This window comes from Algibacter sp. Ld11, from assembly GCF_045066735.1.
Classification (GTDB): domain Bacteria; phylum Bacteroidota; class Bacteroidia; order Flavobacteriales; family Flavobacteriaceae; genus Algibacter.
Genome location: NZ_JBISHH010000024.1, coordinates 618,143 through 637,577 on the forward strand (window position 1 = coordinate 618,143; position 19,435 = coordinate 637,577).

At 33.6% G+C, this 19,435-nt stretch carries 17 protein-coding genes and 1 tRNA gene; 10 read left to right on the forward strand and 8 right to left on the reverse strand.

The features are described from left to right. Window positions 1-97: 97 nt before the first annotated feature. Window positions 98-2,836, forward strand: coding sequence for a 2-oxoglutarate dehydrogenase E1 component (locus ACJJV4_RS12965; protein WP_405295077.1), 2,739 nt, complete (start codon window positions 98-100; stop codon window positions 2,834-2,836). 41 nt (window positions 2,837-2,877) lie between these two features. After that, window positions 2,878-4,083: a 2-oxoglutarate dehydrogenase complex dihydrolipoyllysine-residue succinyltransferase gene (gene odhB, locus ACJJV4_RS12970; protein WP_405295079.1), complete on the forward strand. Its 1,206-nt coding sequence runs from the start codon at window positions 2,878-2,880 to the stop codon at window positions 4,081-4,083. Between the two features lie 501 nt (window positions 4,084-4,584). Here odhB and ACJJV4_RS12975 read toward each other — a convergent pair. Both ACJJV4_RS12975 and ACJJV4_RS12980 read right to left on the reverse strand, forming a co-directional pair. Next, window positions 4,585-5,214 (reverse strand): response regulator, encoded by a 630-nt coding sequence (locus ACJJV4_RS12975; protein WP_405295081.1) that lies wholly within the window; start codon window positions 5,212-5,214, stop codon window positions 4,585-4,587. A 49-nt stretch (window positions 5,215-5,263) separates the two neighbouring features. After that, entirely contained in the window at window positions 5,264-5,707 is a 444-nt protein-coding gene (locus tag ACJJV4_RS12980) for a TIGR02281 family clan AA aspartic protease (RefSeq protein ID WP_405295083.1), read from the reverse strand. A gap of 404 nt (window positions 5,708-6,111) precedes the next feature. On the opposite strand from ACJJV4_RS12980, the gene ACJJV4_RS12985 reads away from it, so the two are divergent. The 8 genes from ACJJV4_RS12985 (at window position 6,112) to ACJJV4_RS13020 (ending at window position 11,259) form a co-directional block, all read left to right on the forward strand. After that, complete coding sequence (locus ACJJV4_RS12985) at window positions 6,112-6,879, forward strand: TatD family hydrolase (protein ID WP_405295085.1); 768 nt, start codon at window positions 6,112-6,114, stop codon at window positions 6,877-6,879. 4 nt (window positions 6,880-6,883) lie between these two features. Then, window positions 6,884-7,906 carry an asparaginase gene (locus ACJJV4_RS12990; protein ID WP_405295087.1) on the forward strand — a complete coding sequence of 341 codons (1,023 nt, stop codon included), beginning with the start codon at window positions 6,884-6,886 and terminating at the stop codon, window positions 7,904-7,906. Window positions 7,907-7,981: 75 nt separating this feature from the next. After that, window positions 7,982-8,069: transfer RNA gene (locus ACJJV4_RS12995), tRNA-Ser, on the forward strand. Between the two features lie 75 nt (window positions 8,070-8,144). Then, window positions 8,145-8,918 carry a MotA/TolQ/ExbB proton channel family protein gene (locus ACJJV4_RS13000; protein WP_042496544.1) on the forward strand — a complete coding sequence of 258 codons (774 nt, stop codon included), beginning with the start codon at window positions 8,145-8,147 and terminating at the stop codon, window positions 8,916-8,918. A gap of 21 nt (window positions 8,919-8,939) precedes the next feature. Beyond that, a complete protein-coding gene (locus ACJJV4_RS13005; RefSeq protein ID WP_405295089.1) occupies window positions 8,940-9,359 on the forward strand; it encodes a hypothetical protein in 420 nt (139 codons plus the stop codon). Window positions 9,360-9,362: 3 nt separating this feature from the next. Further along, window positions 9,363-9,953, forward strand: coding sequence for an ExbD/TolR family protein (locus ACJJV4_RS13010; protein WP_405295091.1), 591 nt, complete (start codon window positions 9,363-9,365; stop codon window positions 9,951-9,953). A 17-nt stretch (window positions 9,954-9,970) separates the two neighbouring features. After that, a complete protein-coding gene (locus ACJJV4_RS13015; RefSeq protein WP_405295093.1) occupies window positions 9,971-10,444 on the forward strand; it encodes an ExbD/TolR family protein in 474 nt (157 codons plus the stop codon). Between the two features lie 110 nt (window positions 10,445-10,554). Continuing rightward, the gene (locus tag ACJJV4_RS13020; RefSeq protein WP_405295095.1) at window positions 10,555-11,259 is read left to right on the forward strand and encodes a porin family protein; all 705 of its coding nucleotides are present in this window, start codon (window positions 10,555-10,557) and stop codon (window positions 11,257-11,259) included. 60 nt (window positions 11,260-11,319) lie between these two features. Here the strand turns inward: ACJJV4_RS13020 and ACJJV4_RS13025 are convergent, their stop codons facing one another. The 6 genes from ACJJV4_RS13025 to frr form a co-directional block, all read right to left on the reverse strand. Continuing rightward, window positions 11,320-11,925 (reverse strand): hypothetical protein, encoded by a 606-nt coding sequence (locus tag ACJJV4_RS13025; protein WP_405295097.1) that lies wholly within the window; start codon window positions 11,923-11,925, stop codon window positions 11,320-11,322. Next, entirely contained in the window at window positions 11,925-13,382 is a 1,458-nt protein-coding gene (rpoN, locus tag ACJJV4_RS13030) for an RNA polymerase factor sigma-54 (RefSeq protein ID WP_405295099.1), read from the reverse strand. The genes ACJJV4_RS13025 and rpoN overlap by 1 nt, the downstream gene beginning before the upstream one ends. Window positions 13,383-13,525: 143 nt before the next feature. Further along, the gene (asnS, locus tag ACJJV4_RS13035) at window positions 13,526-14,959 is read right to left on the reverse strand and encodes an asparagine--tRNA ligase (RefSeq protein WP_405295101.1); all 1,434 of its coding nucleotides are present in this window, start codon (window positions 14,957-14,959) and stop codon (window positions 13,526-13,528) included. Between the two features lie 114 nt (window positions 14,960-15,073). Continuing rightward, window positions 15,074-17,482, reverse strand: a complete 2,409-nt coding sequence (locus ACJJV4_RS13040) for an RND family transporter (protein WP_405295103.1) — start codon at window positions 17,480-17,482, stop codon at window positions 15,074-15,076. Between the two features lie 47 nt (window positions 17,483-17,529). Then, window positions 17,530-18,798, reverse strand: coding sequence for a DUF5686 family protein (locus ACJJV4_RS13045; protein ID WP_405295105.1), 1,269 nt, complete (start codon window positions 18,796-18,798; stop codon window positions 17,530-17,532). A 79-nt stretch (window positions 18,799-18,877) separates the two neighbouring features. Next, window positions 18,878-19,432, reverse strand: coding sequence for a ribosome recycling factor (gene frr, locus ACJJV4_RS13050; protein ID WP_042496558.1), 555 nt, complete (start codon window positions 19,430-19,432; stop codon window positions 18,878-18,880). Between the last annotated feature and the right edge of the window lie 3 nt (window positions 19,433-19,435).

The window sequence follows — 19,435 nt, forward strand, 5'->3', positions numbered from 1 at the left end:
TATTTGGCATAAATATAGTTAAAGAAACCTCTAATTTTACTAAAAGTTGTATTTTTGGGGAATATTTTGACTAACCTACAAGGGATTAAAAATAGCAATGGATAAATTTTCATTTTTAAATACAGCACACACAGCATATTTTGCTGACTTATACGATCAATATTTACAAAGCCCAGATTCGGTCGAACCGAGTTGGAGAGCCTTTTTTCAAGGCTATGATTTTGGAAGCGAAAGCTCTAGTTTAGACGCTGAAACCGTAGAAGGTGTTTCTGCAGAATTGCCAGAACAGCTTCAAAAAGAGTTTCAAGTTGTAAGACTTATTGATGGCTACAGAATGCGTGGGCATTTGTTTACTAAAACAAATCCAGTACGCGATCGTCGTACTTATTCGCCAACTCTAGAAATCTCGAATTTCGGACTTAGCGCAAACGATTTAGATACCGTTTTCACTGCTGGTGAAATTTTAGGTATTGGCACTCGAACACTTCGTGAAATTATTAAACACCTCGATAATATATATTGTAGCTCCATAGGTGTAGAATATATGTATTTGCGTAATCCAGAAGTTATTGCTTGGTGGCAAGAACAGCTTAATCAAAACGATAATCAGCCTAATTTTTCCGCAGAAACCAAGAAGTATATTCTTTCAAAATTAAATCAAGCGGTTACTTTCGAGAACTTTTTGCAAACTAAATATGTTGGGCAAAAACGATTTTCTTTAGAAGGAGGAGAATCTCTAATCCCTGCTATTAGTAATGTACTCTTTTATGCTGTAAAAAAATACGGTGTTAAAGAATGTGTGTTAGGTATGGCGCACCGTGGACGTTTAAATACACTTGTAAATATTTTTAGAAAACCTTTGCATGAACTCTTTAGTGAGTTTGATGGTAAAGATTTTGAAGATATGGATATCGATGGTGATGTAAAATATCACTTAGGTTTAACACTTGATAAAACATACCAAAACGGGAAAGATATCAAGATGAATTTAGTGCCAAATCCATCGCATTTGGAAACTGTTGCTCCAGTAGCCGAAGGGATTACAAGAGCAAAAATTGATACAGATTACGGTGGTGATGATTCTAAAATATTACCAATTGTAGTGCATGGTGATGCAGCTATTGCAGGGCAAGGTATTGCTTACGAGGTAGCGCAAATGAGCCAATTAGCAGGTTACAAAACAGGGGGAACCGTACATATTGTTGTAAACAATCAAATTGGGTTTACAACCAATTATTTGGACGCACGTTCTAGTACTTACTGTACCGATGTTGCTAAAGTAACATTATCTCCAGTTTTACACGTAAATGCTGACGACGCAGAAGCTGTTGTTCATGCTGTAGAAATGGCATTAGAGTACAGAATGCGATACAAAAAAGATGTGTATATCGATTTATTAGGGTACAGAAAATATGGCCATAATGAAGGTGATGAGCCAAGATTTACACAACCAAAATTATATAAAGAAATTGCAAAGCACTCAAACCCGTTTAAAATATATGCAGATAAATTAATAGCTGAAAAAACTATTGATCAAGCATATGTTGATGGTATAATTTCTGATTTTAAAGAAACATTAGAAGCAGAGTATTCTAAAGCTAAAGAAGCCAAATCTTCTATAGTTCGTGAGTTTATGCAAGAGCGTTGGACAGATTTTGAACGTCAGGGAGAGGAGTCTATGCTTATTTCTGAAAACACAAGCTATCCAAAAGAAAGGTTAGAAAGTATTTCTAAAATTGTTTCAACGGTACCGAAAGGAGTTAAGTTTTTACGTAAAGCAGAGCGTATTCTTTCAGGACGTGAAAAAATGGTTTTTGAAACCGATACCTTAGATTGGGGGATGGCAGAAACTTTAGCTTATGGAAGTTTACTTGAAGAAGGGTTTAATGTTCGCATCTCTGGGCAAGACGTAGAGCGTGGTACATTTAGCCATCGTCATGCTATTTTGCGCGACGAAATTTCTGAAGAACGTATTAATTTACTAAATACAAACCCAGAAAATAAAGGTAAAATGGATATTTATAATTCCTTTTTATCAGAATATGGTGTCTTAGGTTTTGATTATGGTTATGCCATGGCAAACCCGAATACATTAACTATTTGGGAAGCTCAATTTGGTGATTTTAGTAATGGAGCACAAATTATATTTGATCAATATTTATCGGCAGCTGAAGATAAATGGAAATCTCAAAACGGTATTGTTGTATTGTTACCGCATGGTTACGAAGGACAAGGTTCTGAGCATTCTTCTGCAAGAATAGAACGTTACCTACAATTGTGTGGTATAGATAATATGACTGTAGCCGATTGTACAACACCAGGTAATATGTATCACTTGTTGCGTCGTCAAATGAAGCGTAATTACAGAAAACCATTAATTGTTTTCACTCCAAAAAGTTTATTACGTCATCCTAAAGCAGTGTCGAGCTTGTCAGATTTAGCATCTGGGCAGTTTCAAGAAGTAATCGACGATACCATTAACCCAACAAATGTTAAGAAATTAGTGTTTTGTACTGGTAAATTCTATTACGATTTATTAGCTGAAAGAGAAGAATTAGGAAATGAAGATGTTGCTTTAGTAAGAATAGAGCAATTATTCCCGCTTCATTTAGAAAAAATACAAAGTGTAATAGATAGATATCCAAATGTAGAAAAGTATGTTTGGGCACAAGAAGAGCCAAAAAATATGGGAGCTTGGAGCCACATGGCGCAACGAATGGATTTAGTGAAGTTAGAAGTAGCATCACGTCCATTTAATTCTGTACCGGCACCAGGATCTAGTACTAGAGATAAAAGAAGACAACGTCGTGTAATCGATGAGGTTTTTGGAAATTAAATAAAAAGAATAAAATTCATATACCATTAAAATTATAAAGAATGATTTTAGAAATGAAAGTGCCTTCACCAGGCGAATCTATCACAGAAGTAGAAATAGCGACTTGGTTAGTTGAAGACGGCGATTACGTTGAAAAAGACCAAGCTATTGCAGAAGTTGATAGTGATAAAGCAACCTTAGAATTACCAGCAGAAGTTAGCGGAATTATTACGCTTAAAGCGGAAGAAGGTGACGCTGTAGAAGTTGGAGCTGTAGTTTGTTTAATTGATACAAGTGCAGAAAAACCAGCAGGTGGTGAAGCACCAAAAGCTGAAGCTAAGGTGGAAGCGCCTAAAGTAGAAGCGCCAAAAGCTACTGAAGCTAAAACGTATGCAACAGGTTCTGCAAGTCCTGCTGCGAAAAAAGTATTAGCTGAAAAAGGAATTGATGCGGCATCTGTTTCTGGTACTGGTAAAGCAGGACGTATAACTAAAGAAGACGCTGTAAAAGCAGTACCTTCTATGGGAACACCAACTGGTGGTAGTCGTGGTACTTCAAGAAGTAAAATGTCTATGTTACGCAGAAAAGTAGCAGAGCGTTTAGTGGAGGTGAAAAACACAACAGCTATGTTAACCACGTTTAACGAGGTTGATATGTCTCCTATTTTTGCTTTGCGTTCTGAGTATAAAGAAACGTTTAAAGCAAAGCATGGTGTTGGTTTAGGGTTTATGAGTTTCTTTACTTTAGCAGTTGTTAGGGCTTTAGAAATGTATCCAGCAGTAAACTCAATGATGGATGGTAAAGAAATGTTATCATACGATTTTTGCGACATTAGTATTGCTGTATCAGGACCAAAAGGATTAATGGTGCCAGTAATTCGTAATGCTGAAAACTTATCTTTTAGAGGTGTAGAGTCTGAAGTAAAACGTTTAGCACTTCGTGCAAGAGATGGTCAAATTACTGTTGATGAAATGACAGGTGGTACATTTACAATCACTAATGGAGGTGTATTTGGTAGTATGTTATCTACGCCAATTATTAACCCACCACAAAGTGGTATTTTAGGAATGCACAATATTGTTGAGCGCCCTGTGGCAATCGATGGTCAAGTTGTAATTCGTCCAATAATGTACGTAGCTTTATCTTACGATCACAGAATTATTGATGGTAAAGAAAGTGTAGGGTTCTTAGTTGCAGTTAAAGAGGCTTTGGAAAATCCAACAGAGTTATTAATGAATAACGATATTAAAAAAGCTTTAGAGCTTTAATAGTAATAAAATATAAATACTAAAAAAAGGGAAGCATAATTATGCTTCCCTTTTTTTGTTTTGTTTCAGTCGTTTTATTTGAGAGAGACTAAAACAACAACATATATAAGTTAACCGATACGATTACGACAGCCAAAATAAAAACAATAGCGAGTGCTAATTTATTTATAGGGTTGCTCTTTTCTTCCATGATTTGATCTTTAAGCATTTGTCTAGAATTTTAAGGGTTTGACTTGCGCTAGATTTGTTGGTAATTAATAGCACCGTAAAGGTATGTTACAGGCTCTAAAAAAAAAATACGCAATTGTACGTATTTTTATGTTGTAGATTATATTTATTGCAGAGCAGTCGGTTTTCTGTATATGAAAAAGTAGTAAAATGCAAAAGACTCTAAATCATTACAATTTAGAGCCTTTTTTTAATTCTCCCTAAGAACTAATTAATAGCACTGTAAAGATATGCTTTATTTACGTAAGAAAAAATACGCACTTCTACTTATTTTTATAAAAAATCTTTATTTACGGTAGCCCAGATGGCAAGCGAGGTTGGTTTTTTATCTAAATTTAATTTGGAAACAATATTGCTGCGGTGTTTATCTACGGTTCTTACCGAAATAGAAAGTTCATCGGCAATTGTATGGCTCGTTTTACTTTCAGATATTAGGCGTACTATTTTTAATTCCGATTTGGTGAGTAGATCTAAATTTTTTGGTTTAGTATGGTTATTGTGATTTAAATAAGATGCTATTTCTTCACTAAAATAACGTTTACCTTCTAATACGTTCTTAATGCAAGTTTCTATTTCTTCAACTGCAAATTCTTTTAAAATATAGCCGTATACACCAGATTCAATGGCTTGGTCGTATACTTCTTCCTCCTTATCAAAAGTAATTAGTATAATTTTTGTTGGTAAATTATGTTTTTTGCAAGCTTCTGCAATTTCTAAACCAGTTTTGTGCGGCATTCTAATATCTAGAATGGCAATTTCGGGCTCTAATTTTATAATTAAATTATAAGCCGCATTGCCATCTTCAGCGCTGCCAATTATATCAAATCCTTTTGAGGACAAGAAATCGGTGAGACCGCGGAGCATTAAAGGGTGGTCATCTGCTATAACAATAGTTGTGTTCATTATTTAACTGCTAGGGAGAATTAATTGCTATTTGGACTAAATTAATCGATTAAAGCTTTAAATACAAGTATTTCTTTTCATAATCAATAATACCTTTTGCTTTTTTTAAAATATCGGCTCCAATTATACCATCCACGGGCTTTGCATTATGGTTGATAAGGGCTGTATTTACATGAGATAGGTTGAATAAAACCAAAACAATTTTGTTATGGCTCCACTTACCAATTTTGACTCTATTTTTTTTAGACATTTTGGTATCCATATCCGTCGCTCCAGCACCTGCAGCCTTAATTAAAGAATCTTCAGCGTCAAGGTTAAAGGTTTTAATTGCTTCGAAACCAACGCAGGAACTCGATGCTCCTGTGTCTAAAATAAATAAGCCTTTTTTGCCATTAATAGTGGCTTTTATTTCAAAATGATTCGTTTTTGTTAAATGTAGTTTTACTTTCGTATAACCCTTATTTAAAAGAAACTCTTGGAGGTTTGTTGTCATTTATATTAAATTTCAATGCTAAAAGTACTATAAACCAAACAATAAATATACCAATGTAAATATAAATAGGTGAGTTTTGTAATTATAGAATCTGTAAATTGGTTGTAATACAAACAAATACATCAATAATTAAGCTTTGTCCTTTATCAATCGTCTTATTTTGTGCGGTTTTAATGTTAACCATTTTTTATTTTATTCAGTACTCAAAATCAACTTATTTAAATTTCAATAGTTATAGAACCCTCTACATGATAAGCTATGAAGGTAAATAGCGTTTTATTTAAAGTTATTGAGAGTGCCTTTAATTTTAAAGAATTCGTTTTCACACAAAAAAATACTTTTGCTCAAGTAAATCAATTAGGTTAATAATTCTGTAGATTTAAATACTTCATTATTTTTACCGAATGATTATTACAGATACCCACACCCATTTATATAGTGAAGCTTTTGATGAAGACAGAAGTGAGATGATAAACCGCGCTATTGAGCAAGGTATAACGCGCTTTTTTATACCAGCTATAGATTCGACCTACACTAAGGCGATGCTAGAGTTAGAAAAAGAGTATCCCGAAAATATGTTTTTAATGTCTGGTTTACATCCAACACATGTAAAAGATAATTATAAAGAGGAGTTAAACCATATTGAGCAGATGCTAGCGTCGCACAAGTTTTATGCAGTAGGCGAAATTGGTATCGATTTGTATTGGGATAAAACAACTTTAGATATTCAAAAAGCAGCGTTTAAGTATCAAATACAATTGGCAAAACAATATAAGTTACCTATTGTTATACATTGTAGAGAGGCTTTTGATGAGGTTTTTGATGTTTTAGAACGTGAAAAAGACGACGATTTATTTGGTGTATTCCATTGTTTTACTGGGAGTTTAGAGCAGGCTCATCAAGCTATTTCTTATAATATGAAATTAGGTATTGGTGGTGTTTCAACTTTCAAAAACGGAAAAATAGATCAGTTTTTAAATGAAATCGATTTAAAACATATTGTTTTAGAAACCGATGCACCGTATTTAGCACCAACACCATTTAGAGGTAAACGTAACGAAAGTGCCTATATAATAAAGGTGCTAGAAAAACTTGCAGCCATATATCAAATGCCGGAAGAAACGCTAGCCGAAATCACCACAGAAAATTCAAAATCTATATTTAAAGTTTAATTTTATGAAAGCAAACATACTCCTTATATATACAGGTGGTACCATTGGTATGGTTAAAGACTTTAAAACGGGTGCGCTAAAAGTATTTAATTTCAAAAATATCATTAAAAATATTCCTGAATTACAACTGCTGGACTGTAATATTGAAACGTTTTCGTTTGAAGAGCCTATTGACTCTAGTAATATGAATCCGGAATATTGGGTTCAAATGGTTGAAGTTATAGAAGAAAAGTATAATGATTTTGATGGTTTTGTTGTGCTTCATGGTAGTGATACTATGAGTTACACCGCATCTGCGCTAAGTTTTATGCTCGAAAACCTGGCAAAACCTGTAATATTCACAGGCTCGCAATTACCAATTGGCGATTTACGAACCGATGCTAAAGAAAATTTAATTACATCTATACAGGTAGCATCTTTGCAGGAGCAAGGGTACCCCTTAATAAAGGAAGTTTGTTTGTATTTTGAATATAAATTATATCGAGCTAATAGAACCACGAAAATTAATGCAGAACATTTTCAGGCTTTTGCATCATTCAATTATCCTGATCTTGCTGAATCTGGCGTGCATTTAAAAATTAATCATAGGCATTTATATCAACCTAACGGAAGTAAGGCATTAGTGGTTCATAAAAAATTAGATGAAAATATTGCGCTGATAAAACTCTATCCAGGTATTTCGAAAGTGGTGCTAAAAAATATTTTTAATACCCCAAATTTGAAAGCCGTTATATTAGAAACCTACGGTTCTGGAAATTGTACGACCAAAATGTGGTTTATTAATATGCTAAAAGAAACCATTGCCAAAGGCATACATATTATAAATATTACGCAATGTTCAGGCGGAAGTGTCATGATGGGGCACTATGAGACCAGTGATATGTTAAAAAAAGCAGGTGTAATCTCGGGTAAAGACATAACAACAGAGGCTGCAATAGCCAAACTAATGTACCTTTTAGGAAAAAATATAGAGGCTAAAAGCTTCAAAACCACCTATGAAACATCTTTAGTTGGAGAATTGACTTAAAATTAACTGTTAAAATTTTAGCGTTCAAAGTTTTTTTTGTTATTTCATCCCCAGAATAAAAGCTGTTAAAAAAAAAGAGAGGTGGCCGAGTGGTCGAAGGCGCACGCCTGGAAAGTGTGTATACCTCAAAAGGGTATCGAGGGTTCGAATCCCTTCCTCTCTGCTTAAATTTTTTTATTTTTAATTGCTTTTTTTTTATATCTTTAACACTTTAACTAATAAAATTAAGATCTAGAACATGAAAAGATTATTTTCTATCCTTGCCATTACAGTAATGGTGGCATTCGGAACTGCAAATGCAACAACCATTGCAAACACAAGTACAGCTGTAACGACTGTAACTACTACATTAACTCAAGAAGACGAAGCTCCTGCAGCTGACGTTGGTTTTCATCAAGATTTGAAAAAGCGTTTTATTGAAGGTGGTCCAGGATTTATGGGTATTGTACTATTATGTTTAATTCTTGGATTAGCAATTGCTATCGAGAGAATTATCTTTTTAAACTTATCATCTACAAATACTAAAAAATTAACACAATCTGTAGAAGATGCACTTGCATCTGGTGGTGTTGAAGCTGCTAAAGAAGTTTGTAGAAATACAAAAGGACCTATCGCATCTATCTACTACCAAGGTTTAGATAGAACTGATGAAGGTATTGAAGCTGCTGAAAAAGCTGTTGTAGCTTACGGTGGTGTTCAAATGGGACAATTAGAGAAAAACGTTTCTTGGATTTCATTATTTATCGCTCTTGCACCAATGCTTGGTTTCATGGGTACGGTAATTGGTATGATTCAAGCCTTTGATAAAATTGAAGCTGCTGGTGATATGCAACCTTCTCTTGTTGCAGGTGGTATTAAAGTAGCACTTTTAACAACAGTATTTGGTTTAGTAGTGGCAATTATTCTTCAAATTTTTTATAATTACATTATTGCTAAAATTGATAGTATTGTTAACGATATGGAAGATGCTTCTATCACGTTAATGGATCTATTGATTAGACACAAAAAGTAATAATTTAAAACTGAAAAAATTATGAATACTCACAAAATTATAAAAATCGTAGCTTTTGCTCTCGCGATTCTTGGCTCTATCTTTGCGCTGATGATCATGACTGGGTCGGATGCTATGATTGATAACATACTCTATATTACCTATGCTGTACTAGGATTAGTAATAGCATTAGTTGTAATATTTGTTTTAAAAGGTTTAGTAACTGGAGATATCAAAAAAACTTTGATGTCTGTAGGAGCCTTTGCAGCAATCATTTTGGTAAGTTATGGCTTATCATCTGGGACAGATTTAGACCTACAACCATTTAATGACAAAGGTTTAGGTATCACCGAAGGTATTTCTAAAAACGTAGGAGCTGGTTTGTATGCTTTTTATGTTTTAGCTGTTGTAGCAATTGGATCAATGCTATTTGGTGGTGTAAAAAAAATATTAAATAAATAAATTATGGCAAAAAGAGCAGCACCAGAAGTTAATGCAGGCTCAATGGCCGACATTGCTTTCTTATTATTAATATTTTTCTTAGTAACAACTACTATTGAAACAGATTCTGGTATTAACAGAAAACTGCCTCCAATGGAAGAACAAACAGATCCACCTGTTATTAAGCAGAAAAATATTTTTACAGTTATTGTAAATAAGAATGATGATTTATTGGTAGAAGATGAACCTATGAAACTTAAAGATTTACGTAAAGCAGCCATTGCTTTTTTAGATAATGGTGGCGATAAATCTTGTGATTATTGTAAAGGATCTAGAGATCCTGATTCATCTGATAACCCAGATAAGGCTATTATTTCATTAGCAAATGATAGAGAAACTACTTATAAAACTTATATTGCTGTACAAAATGAACTAGTAGCGGCGTATAACGATTTAAGAAACGCGAGAGCCCAGGCACAATTCGGTATGTCATTCGTTGAGATGGAAGCAAATCAAAAGGATGTAAACTGGCCAGGGAATAAAGATGCTTTAAAGAAGAAGATAGATCAGATTAAGGCTGATTATCCTCAAAAGCTATCAGAAGTACAGAAATAATTTAACATTTATAAAACATGTCTAAATTTAAAAAGAAAAAAAGTGGCGATATGCCTGCGGTTAATACGGCGTCTTTACCGGATATTGTATTTATGTTATTATTCTTTTTTATGGTAGCCACAGTAATGAGGCAAAATACTTTAATGATAGAAAATAATTTACCATTCGCTGATCAAGTTGAAAAACTTGATAAGAAAGATTTGGTAATGTACATTTATGCTGGTAAACCAAGTGAGAACTATAGACAGTTTGGAAACGAATCAAGAATTCAATTGAATGATAAGTTTGCAGATGTTAAGGAGATCGCTGCGTTTATTAATGCAGAACGCGCCTCTAAAAGAGAGGAATTGGTACCATACTTAACTACAGCTTTAAAAGTTGATAGTGAAGCTAATATGGGATTAATTGGTGACATTAAACAAGAACTACGTAAAGTTAATGCTCTTAAAATAAACTACACCACTAAAAAGGGTAGTGTTGTTGGAAGATAAATTTTACACTCTTAATTTTATAGTAAAAGGCGTTTTGATATACTCAAAACGCCTTTTACTTTTTTATAAGAATATCAATTGGTAACTTACCATAATATATGTTTTACGCAATGAGAAGAATTAAATTAACAATGCTATTGCTGTTATGTGGTAATACTTGGTTGTGTTTTTCACAAAACGAAGAAGGGGTTACTTTAGAGGTTGATAATAACTATAAGGAAGATCAATTTTATTTTGGTGTTACTTATAACTTACTTGGTTTAAGACCAGAAGATGTAAAGCAAAGTGGGTTTTCTACCGGGTTTCATTTAGGTTTTATAAAAGATATGCCAATAAATGCTGCAAGAAATAAAGCTATTGGTTTGGGCATAGGTCTATCGGCTAACTCCTATAACCAAAATTTACTCATTCAAAAAGATGATGCCGGTTTCGTAAGCTATAGCGTAATTGACGATTCTGATACATTTACAAGAAACAGATTTTCTACTAATTTAATAGAAGTACCATTAGAGTTTAGATGGCGAACATCTACTGCTACTAATTATGAGTTTTGGCGCATTTACGCTGGCTTTAAGTTTAGTTACATGCTATCACATGCTGCAAAGTACGATGGTGATTTAGGAAGCTTTAAATACAACGATATTGCGGATTTTAATAAGCTAGAGTACGGTCTAACATTGAGTGCTGGTTACAATACTTGGAATTTACATTTATACTATGCTTTAAGTCCTGTTTTTTCTAATAATGCTAAGCTTGATGGTGTTAGCATGGATATACACGCCATTAAAGTGGGCTTAATGTTTTATATTTTATAGATAATAGATATAGGTGTATTTCTTTGAAGTTGCAGTTCTTATGCAAAACCTGTATTTCATTTACATCCAAAAATTAATTAGGAGTAATTGGGGTATTAAGCCAACAAAAAAGCCAAATATCAATTCCTTCGAGGTATGCGCATTAAGGTGTAGTCGAGATGTAGCCACCGCGCCCATAGCCACGGCAACAAAAGCAAGCGTACCAGTGATATTTATTCCGAATTGGACACCTAACGCTATAAAGAACATAAATAAGCCCGAAATACCAATCATGTGTATACTTGCTTTAAATTTAAATATAGCGAGCGTTAAACAGGCCATATTTGAAATTAAAATACCAACGAAGAAATAGTATAATTCTAGAGATTGTGTTGCTGTTATTACGCGCTTAATAACCAAAATTGTGATAAAACAATTTAGAGCTAATGGATATACACGTTCACGCGTAGTTTTTAAATGAATAGTTTGTGCCTTACCCAATGTTCTAAGTAAAAAAAACATTAAAATAGGTAATATAATGGTTAGTATTAATAGTGAAATTAACTTGGCATGCAGAACCTGTTCGGCTATAAAACTTGGCGAGATATAATAATAGAATGCCACACCAATAATGGGCATGAGTAGTGGATGAAAAACATATGAAATACTCCTAAGTAGTTTATCCATTATATTTTTTTACGTAATCGCGCTACAGGAATGTCCAGTTGTTCTCTATATTTAGCAACAGTTCTTCGGGCAATTGGGTACCCTTTTTCTTTTAATATTGAAGCTAAAGTTTCATCTGTTAAAGGTTTTTTCTTATTCTCTTCTTCAATTACCGTTTCTAAAATTTTCTTTATTTCTCTAGTTGAAACATCTTCTCCTTGATCGTTCTTCATAGATTCGGAAAAGAATTCTTTGATGAGCTTTGTGCCATACGGCGTATCAACGTATTTGCTGTTTGCAACCCGAGAGACCGTAGAAACATCCATAGAAATTTCGTCGGCAATATCTTTTAAAATCATGGGTTTTAAATTACGTTCATCACCAGTTAAAAAGTACTCGCTTTGGTAATGCATAATAGAACTCATAGTTACAAATAAGGTCTGTTGTCGCTGTTTTATAGCTTCAATAAACCATTTAGCAGCATCTAATTTCTGTTTAATAAAAACAACAGCATCTTTTTGAGATTTTGATTTGTCTTTAGATTCTTTATACCCTTTGAGCATATTGTTGTATTCCCGAGAAACATGAAGTTCTGGAGCATTACGTCCGTTTAGGGTTAGCTCCAATTCACCATCAACAATTTTAATGGCAAAATCTGGAACAACGTGTTCAACAATACGATTGTTTCCGGCGTATGAACCGCCAGGTTTCGGGTTTAAATGTTCAATTTCTTTAATGGCATCTTTTAATTGCTCTTCGGTAATATTGAACTTCTGAAGTAATTTTTTATAATGCTTTTTAGTAAATTGATCGAAAGCAGAGTCTATAATATTTATAGCTAATTCTGTATCGGCTGTTTTATCTTTTCGGTGTAATTGAATGCTTAAACATTCTTGAAGGTTTCTAGCACCAACGCCCGCTGGGTCTAATTGGTGTACAATTTTTAAAACCTTTTGAATGTTTTCTTCTTCAGTATATACATTTTGGGTGAAAGCTAAATCGTCCATGATATCGCTTAATTCACGACGTATATAGCCGCTTTCATCTACACTACCTACTAGAAACTCTGCAATATCACGCTCTTCTTCAGATAATCTATAAGTGTTTAATTGATTAACTAAATGCTGTGTAAATGAAGTTCCGGCTGCATAAGGCATCGTTTTTTCTTCATCATCGGCACTGTAATTATTGGCTTGAGTGCGGTAATCAGGAATTTCGTCGTCACTTAAGTATTCATCAACATTAATGTCTTCAGCGTTTATAGAATCATTATCGTTAATATCGTCAGAGTTATCTAAGTCAGAATCGTAATCACTATCATTTTCTTCTTTTCCGCCTTCTAGTGCTGGGTTTTCTTCTAATTCTTGTTTTAAACGTTGTTCAAAAGCTTGTGTAGGCAGTTGTATCAGTTTCATTAACTGAATTTGCTGCGGCGACAGTTTTTGCGAGAGTTTAAATTGTAAATATTGCTTAAGCATGATTTTTATTAAGATTGAATGGGCAACTAAATATAATGATAAGTAATAAACAAATCAAAGTTTAGATTAGTTAGTCCTAATCAAAGATAAATAAAAGCATGAATAATCGCCAAGTATAAGCAGAATTATCAAGTTAAATTTTACTAAAACTCTGCGTTTTGAGGCGTTCTAGGGAAAGGAATAACATCTCTAATATTACCCATACCGGTTGCAAACATCACTAAACGCTCAAAACCTAAACCAAAACCGGAGTGTACAGCTGTTCCGTATTTACGTAAATCTAAATACCACCAAAGATCTTCTTCTGGGATATCTATGGCTGCCATTCTTTGTTTTAAAATGTCTAAACGCTCTTCGCGCTGCGCACCTCCCACAATTTCGCCAATACCAGGAAAAAGAATGTCCATAGCACGTACAGTTTTACCATCGTCATTTAAACGCATATAAAATGCCTTAATATCTGCTGGGTAATCGAACAAAATAACAGGGCATTTAAAGTGTTTTTCAACTAAAAAACGTTCATGCTCACTTTGTAAATCCATTCCCCATTCTTCAACTAAATATTTGAATTTCTTCTTCTTATTAGGTTTAGAATTTCTCAAAATATCGATAGCTTCGGTATAGCTTACACGCTTGAAGTTATTTTCTGTGACAAAATTTAATTTTTCAATTAAGCTCATATCACTGCGTTCAGCCTGTGGTTTAGTTTTTTCTTCGTCCAATAGACGTTTTTCTAAAAACTCTAAATCTTCACGGTTATGCTCTAAAACATGGGTTATTACCGATTTCATAAAATCTTCAGCAAGGTCCATATTTCCGGCTAAATCCATAAAAGCTACTTCAGGTTCTATCATCCAGAATTCAGCTAAATGTCTCGATGTGTTAGAGTTTTCAGCTCTAAAAGTTGGTCCAAAAGTATATACTTTACCTAACGACATGGCGTAGGTTTCAGCCTCTAATTGTCCAGAAACGGTTAAATTGGTTTCCTTTCCGAAGAAATCTTTAGTATAATCTACTTTTCCTTCTTCAGTTAAAGGTAAATTCTTATTGTCTAAACTAGATACTTTAAACATTTCACCAGCACCTTCTGCATCACTTCCTGTAATAATAGGCGCATGCATGTAGTAAAATCCGTTCTCGTTGAAATACTTATGTATGGCGAAAGATAATGCTGAGCGTAAACGCATAACCGCACTGAATGTATTTGTTCTTGTACGTAAATGAGCATTTTCTCTTAAAAACTCGAATGAGTGTTTTTTAGGTTGAATTGGGTACGTTTCCGGATCGGAATCTCCTAAAACCTCTAAATGTTTTACTTGAATTTCAACACTTTGGCCTTTACCTTGGCTTTCTACTAGTTCTCCTTTTATGTGTATAGCAGCACCTGTAGTTACACGTTTTAAAAGGGCTTCATCAAAGTTTTCAAAATCTACAACACACTGAATATTATTTATTGTGGAACCATCATTTAAGGCAATAAAGCGATTTGCTCTAAAGGTTCTAACCCAGCCTTTTATTTCCACTTCAAGTAAAGCCGTGTTTTGCGATAATAATTCTGAAACTGTAGGTGATTGCATAGAAACTAGTTTTGAACTGTAAATATAATGGTTTCAGTACTTAAAATTCAAATAATAAATTCTAAAAATTATGAAAATTTTGATTTAATTGGTAAAAGTTGTTTTAAAGTGTAATTAAAACGCTTGTTTTTCATCGGTGTTTTCGTCCTCTTCAGGGATAATGTTTATCGATGGTTCACGTAATACTTGTTTGTTAGCAATACTGCGCTCTAAAGAAAGTAATAAGGACGGTAACAATAGTAGGTTTGAAAGCATAGCAAATAAGAGCGTGGCAGAAACCAAAGCACCGAGCGCTACGGTACCACCAAAACTTGAAATTGTAAATACTGAAAACCCAAAAAAGAGCACAATAGACGTGTAAAACATACTAACTCCAGTTTCGCGTAAAGCGCCATAAACCGAAGTTTTAATTTTCCAGTTATTGGCTTGTAATTCTTGACGGTATTTTGCTAAGAAGTGAATAGTATCGTCTACAGAGATACCAAAGGCAATACTAAATACTAATATGGTCGATGGTTTTATTGGTACACCTAAATAGCCCATTAAACCTGCTGTTATCAATAAAGGTAGTAGGTTTGGTATCAAGGAAATAATTATCATTTTTCCCGAACGGAACATATATGCCATAAATAAGGCAATAAGAAAAATAGCTAAGGATAACGAAATGGCTAAGTTTTTAACCAAATATTTTGTTCCTTTTTGAAAAACCAAAGCTTTCCCCGTCATGGTGACATTATAGCGATCTTTATCAAAAACTTTATCTATTTTATCTTGAAGATTTTCCTGAATACGCTCCATTCTATCCGTGCCCACATCTTTAATAAAGGTCGTGATTCTGGCATATTGGCCTGTACTGTCTACAAAGTTGTTTAATAAGTTTGTGCTGGAGGTTGAGTTTTTAGCGTAACTTAAAATAAAACTATTTTCTTGTGAAGTTGGTAATTGGTAAAACTTCGTGTTTCCATTATAGTAAGCTTGTTTAGAGTATTTAACTAAACCAACAACCGATATTGGTTTTGATAGTTCTGGAGTTTCTATAATAAGTTCCTCCAGCTCGTTCATGCGTTTTAGAGTAGATAGTTTCATTACGCCTTTTTTACGTTTTGTATCTATCATTATTTCTAATGGCATAATACCATTGAACTCACTTTCAAAAAAACGGATATCGTTAACAAATTCCGATTCTTGAGGCATATCTTCAATTAAACTACCCGAAATCTTTATTTGGTAAATACCTATAATACTTAGAGCAAGAAGTATAATTGACGTAATATAAATTGCAATACGCTTGTTTCTAACCATGCGTTCCATCCAATTTACAAAGCCACCGATCCATTTTTTATTTAAGTGTTCTAAATGGCGGTCTTTTGGGTAAGGTAAAAAAGAATATATTATTGGAATAATAAGAATGCACAATATAAAAATAGACAAAATACTAAGTGAAGCGACTAACCCAAACTCTTTAAGGAGCTTGCTTTCGGTGAGAATAAATGTAGCAAAACCACAAGCGGTAGTTACGTTTGTCATTAAAGTTGCATTACCAATTTTGGTAATTACACGTTGTAAAGATTTGGCTTTGTTACCATGTAGTTTTACCTCGTGCTGATATTTATTAATAAGGAAAATACAATTTGGTATCCCAATAACAATAATTAATGGTGGAATTAAAGCCGTTAAAACAGTGATTTCATAATTTAGTAATCCAATAATTCCTAAGGTCCACATGACACCAATACACACTACAATAAGTGAAATAAATGTTGCGCGGAATGATCTAAAAAAGAAAAAGAATATTATTGAGGTAACCAATAGGGCAGCACCGATAAATAGGCCAATTTCATCAACAATATTAGTTGAGTTTAGAGTTCTAATATATGGCATTCCAGAAATACGTACATCTAAATCGTATTCGGCTTCGAACGCTTCAACTCTAGGAATTAAAACATCCATTACAAAATCTTTTCGAGCAGAAGTATTTACAATAGCCTTATTCATGTAAATAGCCGACCGAATGGTTTTTGTATCTTTATTGAAGAGGAAATTATCGTAAAATGGATATTTTTTGAAAAGGTCGTTCTCCAATACCTCAATTTGAGCCATTGTAGTGATAGAATCTTTAATAAAAGGTTCTAAAGCAAACCTTTCATTTTCGGTATCTTTTACAAGCTTTTGGAGCTCTTTTATAGAAATTACAGATTCTACAGCTTCTGATGAGTTTTTAAAACTTTCCGTTAGGTTGTTCCAAGCGTTTAGCTTTTCAACAGTAAAAAGTGTAGAATCTTTTACACCAAGCACAATTAAATTACCTTCCTCTCCAAAAACCTTTAGAAAATCGTTGTAAATAATATTAATTTCGTGATCGTCAGGGAGTAAATTGGCTTCGGTATAGGTAAACCGCATTTTATCCCATTGCTGGCTAAAGAAAATTGTTGTAGCTAGAATCGCTACAAGTATAATAATTTTATTGCGTAAAATAACTCTAGCAATAACGTCCCAAAAGTCCTTTGTAAAAAGTTTAAGCATGCTCTATTTAAAAGATGCGCAAAGGTAGAAAAAAGGAGCAGATTACCTCACAAAGAGACGTTAAATGTAAACTTAAAAGCTACATTGTCACCAATTTCCGGCAAGTGATAGGCGCCATAGCGATAGGTAAAGCTTAAACCAAAACCAAACAGTAATTTATTAAGTTCGAAACCCGATTCTGTATATCCTTTTTCTAGAGAGCCAAATGTTACGTTTTCGTGGCGTTCTGGGTTATTCATATCACCAATAGCATACCTTGTTATTAAAACCATTTGAGGTTTGTAACGCTCAGAAATATTAAAAGGGGCTAAGTAGTGTTTAAGTTGAAATGTAGCAAATTTGTCGGAAAAGAATTCGTTGAAAAACATAGTTTCAAAGCTGTTTAAACCAGCAACCGAAAAACGTTGTAGAATAGTTTCTTTATTAATATTGTTGGGGTAGGCGTGGTATAAATGTGTTAATGGCGTGTCACCGCTAGAAATACCTGAAACTAGTGTAAGTCTGGAATGTGCAGCATTAGGATCTCCAATTTGGTAAATACCTCTAAAATCTAATTTCGAAAAGTTGAAATCACTTTTTAATACGTTTTTAAAACTTTTGGTGTATTGCAGTGTGAATTTAGGATAGCCATCTTTTGTTTGTGTTATGCCATCTTTTGTAGATTCAAATTTACTAAAGGGACTCCATTGTAAAGCTGTTTTTGCAGAACTAATGTTGAAGTTGTTGTAAATGTTTCCGTCAAGATTAAAACCGTAGGTATAAGTTGGATCGATTTTACTAATTGAAAATTCAGTTTCGCTTATAATTTTAGGCGTAAATTCATGTTCTAGCGATATAACTTTGGTTATGTGCTTATGAAATAGGTCTATATTAAGTAAACGTGGTTCGAAAAATTGAAAAAAACGATTATCGGTTAAAAATTTTGTACTTCCCGTTTCTTGTAAATCATCGGTATAGGATAAGTTAATCCAGGTATTAGTAGCTTCTGCTAACCGAAATCCGCCACCTAAACTATATTTAAATCTACGGTCTTTAAAACCGTAAACTAAATAGGTGTTTACTCTATATTTTTCGGAAAATGCTTTATTAGTTTCTGCTCCTAAACCAGTTCTTAAACCTTCGTATTGGTTGTATTTTACTAAATACCTTAAATCGAAATTAAAATATTTTAAAGGAAAAAAGCCGTTGCCTAGCTGTTTAAAAAAAGCTTTCTTTTTAATAGAATCTTGTGCTGGTTCTGTTGTACCTTCATTTTCTATTTGCGCATTTAAAGCGACTGAGAATAAAATAAACAAAAACAGAATACAATGTTTCATCTAATAAGCAAGGAGTAAAGTGATAAAAAAAGCGACAAATTTGCCGCTTTATATTTTTTAAACTGAAATAAAACTAGAGTTAAACAGTCATGATTTCCTTTTCTTTTGCTTCGAAAAGTTCGTCCACTTTTTTAACGTGCTTATCCGTTATTTGTTGTACATCTATTTCAGCATTCTTTTTTAAATCTTCCGATACATCGTCATTTTTCTTAATGTCGTTGTTGGCATCTTTACGAGCTGTACGGATACTTACTTTGGCGTCTTCGGCTTCAGCTTTTGCTTGTTTAGCTAAATCTCTACGACGTTCTTCTGTTAAAGGTGGTACATTTATAATAATAACGTCTCCATTATTCATTGGGTTAAAACCTAGATTTGCATAAGCAATACCGCGCTCAATTTCTTGTAGCATGTTTTTTTCCCATGGTTGTACCGTTATTGTTCTACCATCTGGTGTATTTATATTGGCTACTTGGCCAATTGGCGTTTGAGATCCGTAATAGTTTACCATAACGCTCCCAAGCATAGCAGGGCTAGCTTTACCTGCTCTAATGTTTACAAATTGCTTTTCAAGATGCTTAAGGGCATTATCCATAGCTTCTTGTGTACTGTCTAATATAAATTGAATGTCTTCCATTTT